The following is an 8,635-nucleotide window of genomic DNA, read 5'->3' as shown; positions in this document are numbered from 1 at the left end:
CTTCAGTGCCTTGACGAACGGGGGCATGATCTTGGCCCACATCTTCGGCGGAAGCCCGCGCGGTCCGCCGAGGTTGAGCAACCGCGTCGTGGCGATGGTCTGCGACTCGGTGTACTTGAGCAGGCCGTCCGGTCCGTGTCGGCGGCCCATGCCCGAGACACCCATTCCGCCCATCGGAGCACCGGTGGTGCCCCAGGCCGGCGCGTACCCCTCGTCGACGTTGACGGTTCCCGAGTGGAGTTGTGCCGCGATGGCCTCGCCCTGCGCCTTGGTCCTGGCCCACACGCTGGCGTTGAGGCCGTACTCGGTGTCGTTGGCCTTCGCGATCGCTTCCTCGACGTCGGCGACGGGGTAGATCGACACCAGCGGTCCGAACGTCTCGTTGGCCGCGCACTCCATGTCCTCGGAGACGCCGGTCAGCACCGTCGGCTCGAAGAAGAGCGGTCCGATATCGGGCCGGGCATTACCACCCGCGATGACCTTGGCACCCTTGACCTTGGCGTCGTCCACATGCGCGGAGACGGTCTTGACTTGGTCCTCGGAGATGAGGCTGCCCATCTCGATACCGAAGTCGTAGTCCGCTCCGAGCGTCATGTTGCGCACGCGCTGGCCGAACTTTGCGGTGAAATCGTCGGCGATGGATTTTTCGACGTAGATGCGCTCGATCGAGATGCAGAGCTGGCCGGAGTTGGAGAAGCATGCGCGGACGGCGGCGTCGGACACTTCCCGCAGGTTGGCGCCCTCGGCGACGATCATCGCGTTCTTGCCACCGAGCTCGGCGGAGAAGCCGATGAGGCGACGGCCCGCCTGTTCGGCGAGGAGCTGGCCGGTGGCCGTGGAGCCGGTGAACATGACGTATTCGGTGTTCTCGACGATGGCAGTACCTACGACCGAGCCCGGTCCCGGAACCACGGCGAACAAGTCGCGCGGCAATCCCGCTTTGTACAAGAGTTCCACGACGGCCAACGCACAGTACGGCGTCTGCGAGTCGGGCTTGAGGACGACGCCGTTACCGGCCAGCAGCGCCGCGATGGCGTCGGAGACCGCGAGGGTCATCGGGTAGTTCCAGGGCGAGATGATGCCGACGATGCCCTTGGGCTGGTAATGCACCCTGGTCTTGGTCAGCACCGGGAGCATGCCGGCGACGCGCTTCGGGGCGAGCAGCTTGGCGGCGGTGCGTGCGTAGTGCCGCGACGTCATGGCGATGTCGAGCACCTCCTCCTGCGCGGCGGCGCGGGACTTGCCCGTCTCGGCCTGCGCCATGTCCATCAGCTCGTTCCGGTGGGCGAGCACCAGGTCGCGGTAGCGGTGGAAGATCGCGGCGCGTTCGGAAACGGGACGCTTGGCCCACGCCTTCTGCGCGATCCGTGCCTTGGCGATCGCGGCTTCGGCGTCCTCGGCGGTACCGACGGGGATGGTGGCGATCTCCTTGCCGGTGAACACCTCCGTGATGGATTTGGTCGGCCGGGCTGCGGCGTCGGGAACAGCGATGAGGTCGGCGAGTCGCGAGAAGGTCGCAGCGCTTGGAGCTGGCATTTCACACCCCTACTGGTGAGTAGTTCTTGGAGTTACACATAACGTACCCGCTCGGTGGCTGGGATCACAGAGGTGTGGCACTATGGGCCTCGGTCTTACCTAGGCGTTGGGGCGCACTTGGAGACAATGCAGGGTGGGGAAACTTATGCGTAGGACTCTCGTTCTCGTCGGCGCCGCAGCGCTGTTGTTCGCGCTTGCTCCGGCAGCACAGGCCGATCCATTGGGCGATCTGGCAGCCCCTCCACGCGACCCGGCCGCGTACCTGCCCACACCGCTGGGCGACCCGTGGTTCGCACCGCCCGCCGGGTACGAGGCTCAGCGACCCGGCACCGTGCTGAGCACCAGAGATGTTGCAGTACAACCGGGTTCGACGTCGACTCAGCTGCTGTTCCGCTCCACCGACTCAAAGAACAACCCCATCGCGGCGGCCACCACGGTCGTCGTTCCCGACGCCCCGTGGACCGGCGGCGGACCTCGTCCCGTCATCGCCTACAACGAGGCAACCGATTCGCTCGGCAACGCGTGCGCGCCGTCGTACACCCTGCCCCGAGGAACCAACAGGGAAATCGACCGGATCGGCGAGCTGCTGGGGCGCGGCTACACCGTTGTCGTCACCGACTATCAGGGTCCGCGGCAGGCGTACTCGGCAGGCAAGGTGTCCGGCCACACGGTGCTCGACGGCCTCCGCGCCGCGCGAAGCGTGGGTGTCGCGGCCGATTCCCCCATCGGGATCACCGGCTATTCCGGTGGCGCAATCGCCTCAGGCTGGGCGGCGCAGATGGCACCCGACTACGCGCCCGAGCTGAACATCGTCGGCGTCGCGTTCGGCGGGCCGCCCACCGACTACAAGATTCTGCAACGTTCGCTCAACGGCGACATCGGTTCCGGCCTGTACCTTGCTGCCACCGCCGGGCTCGCCCGTGAGTACCCCGAGATGCGCGAACTCACCAACGACAACGGTCGACGCGTCGCACTGCTGCAGAAGGACCAGTGCGTCGACGTGCTGTCGTACAGCGGACTTCTGATGCTCGACCAGCGGGATCTGTCGACGGGGCCCGACGTGTTCGACCACCCGATCACTCGCGCGGTCGTCGAGGAGAATCGGATGGGCCAGACGAAGCCCGAGGCGCCGGTCTACATCTACCAGGGCCTTCAGGACTTCCTGATTCCGAAGGAAGGCGCCGAGGCCGTGCAGGATCAGTGGTGCGCGATGGGTGCATCCGTGCATCTCGAGGAATTCCCCGGCGACCACGGCACCGCCGAACGCGACGGCCGCCCCGGAGCGTTCGACTGGTTGGCACAGCGCCTGGCCGGTGCACCCGCCGACGGTTGCGAGAGAATCATTCGCTGAATGCACTTGACCCTCACGTCGCGGGAGGTACCACCCTTGTCTTCTGTGAGCGATACGGAAGGGATGCGGGTGGGCGAAGTGGCCCGCCTCGTGGGAATCAGCGTCCGGGCACTGCACCACTACGACGAGATCGGCCTGGTGGTGCCGTCCGGGCGTACGCCCAAGGGTTATCGCAGTTATTCGGCGTCGGACGTCGAGCGACTGCATCAGGTGTTGACCTACCGCGAACTGGGTTTCGTGTTGGACGACATCGCCACCCTTCTGGACGATCCGACCGTCGACGCGATGGCGCACCTGACGCGTCAGCGTGAACTGCTGGACGCTCGGATCGATCGCTTGCATCGGATGGCTGCGGCCGTGGACAAGATGATGGAGGCGAAAAAGGTGGGAATTCAATTGACTCCCGAGGAACAGCGTGAGGTCTTCGGCGACGACTGGCTCGGCGACGAGCATGCAGGCGAGGCCGAGGAGCGTTGGGGCGAGACCGAGGCGTGGAAGCAGTCGCAGACCCGCACTGCTTCGATGACCAAGGACGACTGGAAGCAGATCAAGACCGAGACGGACGCGTTGGAGGCTGATTTCGCGGCAGCCATGAGGGCCGGGGTCTCTGCCGATTCCGACAAGGCAGCCGTGTTGGCCGAGCGGCATCGCGCGGGCATCGAGCGGCACTACGACTGCGGCTACGAGATGCACGTCTGCCTCGGCGAGATGTACGTCGCAGACGAACGCTTCACGAAGCACTACGACGACGTCGCACCCGGCCTCGCTCGGTACATCCGCGACGCCATCGTCGCGAACGCTCGCGGAAAGTAGGCATTTCCCTCCCCGGTTCTGCATCGGCGGCCAACCCGAAATGCACAACCGGGGAGCGAATTCGCCGTCACTGCCATGGAATTCGGTACGGCTCCTCGCTACGGGGCTGCACACGCTGCCCGGGCGGAAACCAGATCACCATCGGGTCGCTCTTCAATTCGGCGACTTCGCGAGGCACGGGCCGTGACAGCGTTTCGATCTCGTCCCACCCGCACTCCCCTGCGCCCACCCTCGACGCGAAGGCCCTCAGTTCGGGAGACGCGCCCGGTAGCGACGCGATAGCGAACATCATCGAACTGTCCACGGCCTTCGGTTGGTCGAACGACGGGATAGGAGTCCGCTCCACGCTCGCGCGGGTATGCGCCATGTGCTCGAACGCGTTCATCATCTTCTGTACGGCGGAGCGCAGGGTCGGATCGTCCGGTCCGGTCATGCGTCCGCCCAGGGTTCCTTGCCCGTTCCGAGTGAATACGGATCTTTCGGCACGTTGTACATCGGTCCGGCAGACGCGGTGTCGTACACATCTTTCGCCAGTGTCGCGTTGTGGATCCCCTTGGAAATCGGTTCGAGCTTCTGCTGGAACTGCTCGTTCAGGTAACCGCTGGGGCTCGCAACGAGAGCAAGGAATTCGTTGAACGCATCGGTGACCATCCGAACTGCAATCGGTACGCGGCCTCAACCCACGCCAGCGAGATGGCCTCTACGACATGGCCCGCCGGTTCATCGGCCTGCTCGAAGAGCAGACCTACGTCATGAGCATGCTTCCCCACACAGCGCGCCAATGTCGCGTTGGGTGAAACCCGCGATACCGACATTGGCAGCGGGGTGCGCTACCCGCACTAGATGCGTGAATTCGTCGTCGAGAAATTTGTCGCCAGCACCGATACGCTCCACGTACTGTCGAAGGAAGGCCCGGATTCCTCGTCGGCGCTGACGACAGCATTGATCGGGTCGATTATCGACGCCGCCCAACGCACCGCACGCCGCAGCCCGCGTGGCCGGATGCCGATACCGATGCTGTGCATCCTCGACGAGGCCGCGAACGTGTGCCGCCTCCCGGAGCTCCCGGCGTGGTATTCCCACCTCGGCTCGCAGGGGATCTGCGTGTTGACGATCGTGCAAAACCTCTCTCAAGCACAACGGGTCTGGGGCCAAGACGGGGTTAAACAACTCCAGGATGCCGCGAACTTCCTCTGGTACGGCGGCGGGCTCAAGGACAAGACCACCCTGTCGGACCTGTCCGCGCTCGTCGGTGAACACGACGTCGAACGCTGGTCGACCTCGCGTAGCGGCGGCATGTTCGAGGGCGGTTCGTCTTCTCGGGCGCAGTCTTGGTCCAAAGAGCCGATCATGACCGTCGACGACCTCGCTGCGATCCCGAAAACCTTCGCTCTGGTGCAGATTCCGGCAACCGTCCGGGCCTGGTGAAGAAGTTGTACTGGTCCGCCGGGCCGAACGCCGAGGCCATCATCGCTTCGAACGAGCGCTACGGCATCCCGGAGAAGGGCCAGATTCGGCTCGACGACAAAGAACTCGACACAGACGAAGACACCGACATCGGGGGGGAGCCGTTCCTGTGACCGCATACGACGACACCTCCCCCGCAGGCACCGACCCTGTCGAGGAGCCGCCGGCGGAGCGGCAGTACGAGTCGATGTTCGAGTGGTTCGACACCTGGTTCGCGACCTTAATCACCCGCAAACTCGCCGGCACCGCCGGTAAGGCCTGGCGCGTGTTCTGCCCCGAGTGGTGGCGGCACGACGAGGTGGTGCGCCGACTGCGCGATCTGTGGTTGGCGTGGGAGGGCGCGGAGGCGAGTGAAACCGCGGTGCCCCGAGTGCCTGGTGAATTCACGACGCCGACCCGATGCTCCGGGTGCCGCTCGATCCCGCCGGGGGCCCGATGTATCGGTGCAGCAGGGACAGCACGAGAGGATCCCGCCGATGCGCCGGACTCTCACGCTGCCGCCTGCAGGCTGGTTCGACCGCTCTCCCTCGGTCTGCTCACCCGCGTGGAGAACATGGCATACACCGTCGATACGGACCTGGCGAAAGCCGAACACTCACTCGACCGCGACGAGCAACGCCTCGACGACCTCGAACTGGTCGAGCTGTCGGACTTCCCCAAGGCAGCGCAGCTCAGAGACCTCTCGAACGAGGTCTCACGCCTACGGCGCGAAATCAAAGAAGCCGAAACAAGTCCGGAGGCCGTTGCCCGAGATGCCGCCCGGGCCGAACGGGCAGCAGCGAAGGGACGAGAGAAAGGCTGGTCGCTGATGCTCAATCCCACCCCTGCACTCGTCGAGCAACTCGGCATGGGCAGCGCCGACGACGTACGAGCGATGATGCATAGGGCCGCAACCGAGGCCCTGCAACGCAGTTCAGCGCCGAGCATGGATCTGGACGGACCCAATCGGCCCCGTCGCGGACTGTCCGCACCACCGGAGCCGCGTGAACCGGGCACCGGACACCGTCCCGACGCCGACCACCGACGACGCCCGCCCCCGGACCCGACGAACCCCACCCGGGGCACCGGTTACGAGCTAGATTGAACGCCACCTAATGTGCCCGTCTCGCGGAATCTATGAACCGAACGACGCGACGAGAATTGTCTCGGGGCAAATTCAGATCAGACAGAGCGGAGAGCGGTGCCGAACGGTCGGTATGCTTCATTGGCACCCCACGCGCCTAAGCAGGTGTATGAACCGGCGCCGGTTCGAGTGCTACTCGTCATGCTTTGCAGACGACTCCAGAAAGGGGGTTGGGTGTGCCTACACCGAGCAGTTGGCTCCTCGTCGATCTACTCGACCCACGAGCGCCATCGGTAGTGGCAGTCGGAACACGACCGAAGAGCCGGGTCGTGTTGCGTTCGTTCATCCGCGAACCCGACCGTGTCACCGTCTTGTCTGCAGTGAGACATGCATTCGAGCACCGCGCATCGGTTCACGTCAGATCCGGAACACGCGCCGTGACAGTTGACCCGATTGCCGACGATTCCACCGGATTAGTTCATGCAGCCTGGCTTCAGGTAGGCCGACGGGCACGTATAGAAGCTACGGTGCGCCCAGCCGCGTGGGCTTTCGAGTGGGATCTGACCACGGGCCTAGCGAGACGGAGTGCGATAGTCAGTAGCACACTGTCATGGGCATCGCTTGGAATCGAACAGGAGCGCCACATCTCCGATGGCCTTGCAAAACTGCCCCTCGGGACCGCAACCGGTTCCGTCCTGGCCTCGTTGGTCTCTGCCGGACACGGCACCGTTCTACAACGGATCGGCCTCGAACAACGCCCCACCGGCGACCACCGAGTCATTCAGTTCACAGCTCGATTCAGCGAGGTTACCGCCACCGATGGCTACAGCGAACCCCGCCGAATCATTCGTGGGGTCTCGGTCGACCTTGGGCCAGCAGAGGGGAACCCACTGTTGAACGGCCACTCGGCCACGCATCTGGGCGATTGGGTTGCGCAATCTCTCGCCACGACGAACCAGTACCGAGCCATTCTGGACCCCAATACTCTTCGCCTACTGTATTGGTTCGACGAGCCCCCGAATACGATCGCAGTACAGAGCGGAGCCCTGGCCGACTCTCTTCAAGTTCTGCATCCCGACGACGTACCTTTGGCGCGCCGCACAGTCGCTCACATGCGCGACTCCGCCGCCGACCCTGTGCAAAAGCTGAATCTCCGACTTCTCACCACAAGAGGAATTTACGAGGTCGTTCCGGTGACAGTCCGAACCGTCGAACTCGACGAACGATCACAGGCGCTCTTGCTGACTTTGCATCTCCCCCAGCGGTAGTCCCCAAAACCGTTGCTCGACCGCAGACCTTTGGTATTGTCTACCTACGCTCAACCAGCGCCTGGGGTATGCACCTTGTCCACGTCAGGTCGGCCCCCACGTCCGAACCAGGACGCTTAGTTTTGCTCGCGGTACTGCTGAGCATTGGCAGAACGAGCGGCAAATTACCTGTCAGGGATCAGCTTTGAGGTATAGAGATACACTCTGCGTCCTTCACCGGCGCGATGCGCGACACCGACAGCAACCGTCCATGTATCCGAGCTGTGTACCGGTAGTGGCACCAATATCCATCAAGTAAAAAGTCCCGAAGGTTCGCTTCAGGACCCAGGGTCTTCCACCACAGGCGCAGTCTGTCCGCATGCAGCCAGCCGAATTGCTTGCTGCATAGGGGTTTTTGTAACCACCGGCTGACGACCCCCCTGCTAGCCGGTGTCACGAACCTCCCAACACAAACCCAAGCCGTTAGTCGCATGGCAAATCTAAACCGGTCAGCGAAACCGCGGTCCGAAGTAATTACCGATCAACGCTAGCAATAGCGATTATGTTTAGATAACAGAAGTGGCAAATCGAGAGAAAGGGAAAAATGAGCGAAATCGGCAGCAAGATTGAATGGAGGGGCAGCGCGGGAAGCCGTGCGCTCGCGATCGTTTTCGCCGCCCTTGCGATTGCCTCGATATTTCTGTTGATATCTCTGCGTAACTGGTCGGTGATTGGCCTTGTGATAGCTATGGTGATTGCAGGAGCGCTCACCTATTGGTCGATCGAAGTGAACGAACGAGGAATCGAAGCACGAGCAGTCCTCGGGTGGCCACGGGTCCGTGTGACACGGGATGAAATAGCGAGCGCCTCGGTGGTCGATGTTCATCCATTGAGAGAATGGGCTGGATGGGGATTGCGTTTCAACGGCAAAGGAGACACCGGAATCGTCTTGCGTTCCGGTGAAGGCCTGAGCGTGAAGAAGAAGAACGGTAGACGCACCGTCATCACGGCAAGCGGTTCCAAGGAAGCGGTTGAGGCACTCACTCGGGTACTGAGCAAGTAATAGCAGAACGGCCACGTAGTTCACAGTCGCCACACCCGTCTAGGCAGGGCCATCCGTCAGGCTCGACGCGGTTGCTCAGAGACCTCGTCTCGCAG

At 63.4% G+C, this 8,635-nt stretch carries 10 protein-coding genes; 7 read left to right on the top strand and 3 right to left on the bottom strand.

Annotation, left to right across the window (positions count from 1 at the left end; all coding sequences use genetic code 11):
* On the bottom strand, positions 1-1,536 hold a 1,536-nt coding region (locus tag WBQ44_RS10540; RefSeq protein ID WP_495566637.1), incomplete at its 3' end, for a succinic semialdehyde dehydrogenase.
* A gap of 145 nt (positions 1,537-1,681) precedes the next feature.
* Here WBQ44_RS10540 and WBQ44_RS10535 point away from each other — a divergent pair.
* Together WBQ44_RS10535 and WBQ44_RS10530 are read left to right on the top strand one after the other, a co-directional pair.
* Positions 1,682-2,887 carry a lipase family protein gene (locus tag WBQ44_RS10535; RefSeq protein ID WP_495566636.1) on the top strand — a complete coding sequence of 402 codons (1,206 nt, stop codon included), beginning with the start codon at positions 1,682-1,684 and terminating at the stop codon, positions 2,885-2,887.
* A 63-nt stretch (positions 2,888-2,950) separates the two neighbouring features.
* A complete protein-coding gene (locus WBQ44_RS10530) occupies positions 2,951-3,700 on the top strand; it encodes a MerR family transcriptional regulator (protein ID WP_495566638.1) in 750 nt (249 codons plus the stop codon).
* Between the two features lie 67 nt (positions 3,701-3,767).
* On the opposite strand, the gene WBQ44_RS10525 is transcribed toward WBQ44_RS10530, so the two are convergent.
* The gene (locus WBQ44_RS10525; protein WP_495566635.1) at positions 3,768-4,133 is read right to left on the bottom strand and encodes a hypothetical protein; all 366 of its coding nucleotides are present in this window, start codon (positions 4,131-4,133) and stop codon (positions 3,768-3,770) included.
* Positions 4,130-4,351 (bottom strand): hypothetical protein, encoded by a 222-nt coding sequence (locus WBQ44_RS10520; protein ID WP_495566634.1) that lies wholly within the window; start codon positions 4,349-4,351, stop codon positions 4,130-4,132. The genes WBQ44_RS10525 and WBQ44_RS10520 overlap by 4 nt, the downstream gene beginning before the upstream one ends.
* 192 nt (positions 4,352-4,543) lie before the next feature.
* On the opposite strand from WBQ44_RS10520, the gene WBQ44_RS10515 reads away from it, so the two are divergent.
* The 5 genes from WBQ44_RS10515 (at position 4,544) to WBQ44_RS10495 (ending at position 8,540) form a co-directional block, all read left to right on the top strand.
* Positions 4,544-5,128 (top strand): TraG/TraD/VirD4 family protein, encoded by a 585-nt coding sequence (locus tag WBQ44_RS10515; RefSeq protein ID WP_495566633.1) that lies wholly within the window; start codon positions 4,544-4,546, stop codon positions 5,126-5,128.
* Positions 5,125-5,280 (top strand): hypothetical protein, encoded by a 156-nt coding sequence (locus tag WBQ44_RS10510; protein ID WP_495566632.1) that lies wholly within the window; start codon positions 5,125-5,127, stop codon positions 5,278-5,280. Before WBQ44_RS10515 ends, WBQ44_RS10510 begins: the two co-directional genes overlap by 4 nt.
* Positions 5,277-6,251 (top strand): DUF4913 domain-containing protein, encoded by a 975-nt coding sequence (locus WBQ44_RS10505; protein WP_495566631.1) that lies wholly within the window; start codon positions 5,277-5,279, stop codon positions 6,249-6,251. The genes WBQ44_RS10510 and WBQ44_RS10505 overlap by 4 nt, the downstream gene beginning before the upstream one ends.
* A gap of 215 nt (positions 6,252-6,466) precedes the next feature.
* Positions 6,467-7,498, top strand: coding sequence for a GAF domain-containing protein (locus WBQ44_RS10500; RefSeq protein WP_495566630.1), 1,032 nt, complete (start codon positions 6,467-6,469; stop codon positions 7,496-7,498).
* A 583-nt stretch (positions 7,499-8,081) separates the two neighbouring features.
* A complete protein-coding gene (locus WBQ44_RS10495) occupies positions 8,082-8,540 on the top strand; it encodes a hypothetical protein (RefSeq protein ID WP_495566629.1) in 459 nt (152 codons plus the stop codon).
* The last annotated feature ends 95 nt before the right edge of the window (positions 8,541-8,635 follow it).

Source organism: Rhodococcus sp. (in: high G+C Gram-positive bacteria) (assembly GCF_049591685.1).
In the GTDB taxonomy this organism is placed as follows: domain Bacteria; phylum Actinomycetota; class Actinomycetes; order Mycobacteriales; family Mycobacteriaceae; genus Rhodococcoides.
Note: the sequence above shows the minus strand (reverse complement) of the source record. Positions and strands in the feature narration are given on the sequence as shown.